Here is a 2,040-nt window from a genome sequence, read left to right as displayed (position 1 = left end):
ATCAGGATCAACACCATGAACACACCGACTGCCACCGTCGGCAATGAGGCGTGCCCCAGTCCCTGAAAAGTGGCGAGCACGTTGTGCAAAAAACCGCCTTTGTCGATGTGGATGCCCAGCAATTTGGGAAGCTGGTCGAGCACGATGACAATCCCGATGCCGGCTTTGAAACCCACCAACACTGGTTCTGAAATGAAATTGGCAACAAAGCCCAAGCGCATCGTTCCTGCCACGACCAGTATGGCGCCCACCATAAAAGCCAGCGTGGCGGAGGCCACTATCAGGGTCGCCGTATCGCCGGACGGGCTGATCTGCCCGAGTGCGGAGGCGACCAGTATGGCAAGGGTCGTTGTCGTACTGACACTGAGCGGGCGCGAACTGCCGAGTACGGCGTAGATCGCCATCGGCACCAACACGGTATAGAGGCCGACCTGCACGGGCAGGCCTGCAATGGTGGCGTACGCCAGAGCCTTGGGAATGACCACGGCCGCGGCGGTCAGTCCCGCAATGAGATCGCCTTTGAGCCAGGCCTTTCGATAGTGCTCCATCCATTCCGGTAGCAGGGGGGTTAACCGTGAAAGCCGATCATCCTGATCGCTACGTTGTTGACTCATGCGGTGCTCCAACTCCAAATCCTTTTATGCACAATTCAGCCGACCACGCGACACCTGTACGGTGGCGTGTAGTCACTGAAACTAAAAAACCAGTCGGTCCGGGGGCGGACAGAGGAGGGGGGACGCCCTCGATTGAAGAGGGCGTCAGCCATTTTTTAATGGAATGGAAAGATGTAGTTCATCCAGGCAGCCATGCGCAGCAGAATTTTTCGCATCATGGCGATATGGTGAAAGTGTTGACTGTAAATCGCCGCCTGCCCATACGCGCCACCGGGCATCAGTTTGCTGTATTGGGCATAGGCAGGGTCGGTAATTTCAATGATGACCGGTACCCGGCCTGCCGGCGGTGAGCCGGTGTAGCCAATCAACGTTCCGGAGGGTTGTACTTGTCCCTCTGCGATAACGCCGATGACGCTCGTGACACGTCCCCCAAACACTTGGCCGGGAATGCCATCGAAGGCTACTTCCGCTTCATCGCCGACCGACAAGCGCAACTGGCTGTTTTGACGCATCCACGCGGCAAAGTAATGCCCTTCTTCCGGGATGAATACCATGCTGGGACGCAACGGCAACTTGGTGGCCATCATGCCCGGACGTAAGGAAACGTGGGTCACGAAGCCTTTGCTTGGCGCACGAACGGTGGAGTTGTCCAGTTCATACTGAGCATTATCCAGTTGGGCCTGCAAGTCGTCGGAACGAGCAATGACGACGTCCAGTTCACGTTGTGTGCCGAAGTTGCGCTTGATCAGCTCAGTGATTCGAGCACGATCAGCTTTTGCCGAGACCAACTGTGCCTTGATCGACCTGACCCGGTACTCGAACGGGGCAGGGTCGATACGAAACAGCACATCGCCTTTTTCAAGTTGCTCGTTACCCTTGACCGGCACGTCGATCACCAGGCCACTGACCACCGGAATCACCGGCACGGAGACGAAGTAAGAGCGCGCCACCTCGGAGTACGGATGGTTGTAGTTCATCGTGAAGATCATTGCGCCCACGATCAGGATCCCGCCGAGCACTGCGGTAGGCACCGTCCATTTGTTCAGCGGTATGCGAAAAATTTTGAAGATGGCAACGCAGATGGCTGCATAAGTCAAAATGAGCAGAAGATCCATGGCTTAAATTCCCTCACTGCGAGTGTCTGACACTGGTGTTTCCCGTGCAGTGCCGGTAGCGGATTCCAGCCGCTCTATACGACTTTTCAGGTCGATCACCTGCTGCTCAAGAAGAGCGATATGAACTTGCCCCGACTTGCCATCACTGAATCCCCAGCCCCGGTCTTCCCGGTACGCCATCGCCCAGATCCACAGAAATGGCCAAAGCGCATGCAGGGTGAACAAACTGACCCAACCGGTCGCATGGATAGCGTCCTGATGCGGGTGATTGCGGTGCACGGCGATTTCATAAGGAATGTCGTGCAGCGCGA

At 56.5% G+C, this 2,040-nt stretch carries 3 protein-coding genes; all 3 read right to left on the bottom strand.

Annotation, left to right across the window (positions count from 1 at the left end; all coding sequences use genetic code 11):
- A partial coding sequence (locus AC1DRJ_RS25585) for a SulP family inorganic anion transporter (protein WP_477804611.1) occupies positions 1–614 on the bottom strand: 614 nt, incomplete at its 3' end.
- Positions 615–769: 155 nt separating this feature from the next.
- Positions 770–1,729 carry an HlyD family secretion protein gene (locus tag AC1DRJ_RS25580; protein ID WP_477804610.1) on the bottom strand — a complete coding sequence of 320 codons (960 nt, stop codon included), beginning with the start codon at positions 1,727–1,729 and terminating at the stop codon, positions 770–772.
- A gap of 3 nt (positions 1,730–1,732) precedes the next feature.
- Positions 1,733–2,040: DUF3302 domain-containing protein (locus AC1DRJ_RS25575; RefSeq protein WP_477804609.1), on the bottom strand; the 308-nt coding region annotated here is incomplete at its 5' end.

Source organism: Pseudomonas sp. P5_B2 (genome assembly GCF_056400445.1).
The sequence above is the reverse complement of the archived record's forward strand: the minus strand, read 5'-3'. Positions and strand labels throughout refer to the sequence as shown.

Bases quoted from the DNA above. Each gene is read 5' to 3' on its own strand.
- AC1DRJ_RS25580 (WP_477804610.1), bottom strand. From the start codon at position 1,729: ATGGATCTTCTGCTCATTTTGACTTATGCAGCCATCTGCGTTGCCATC.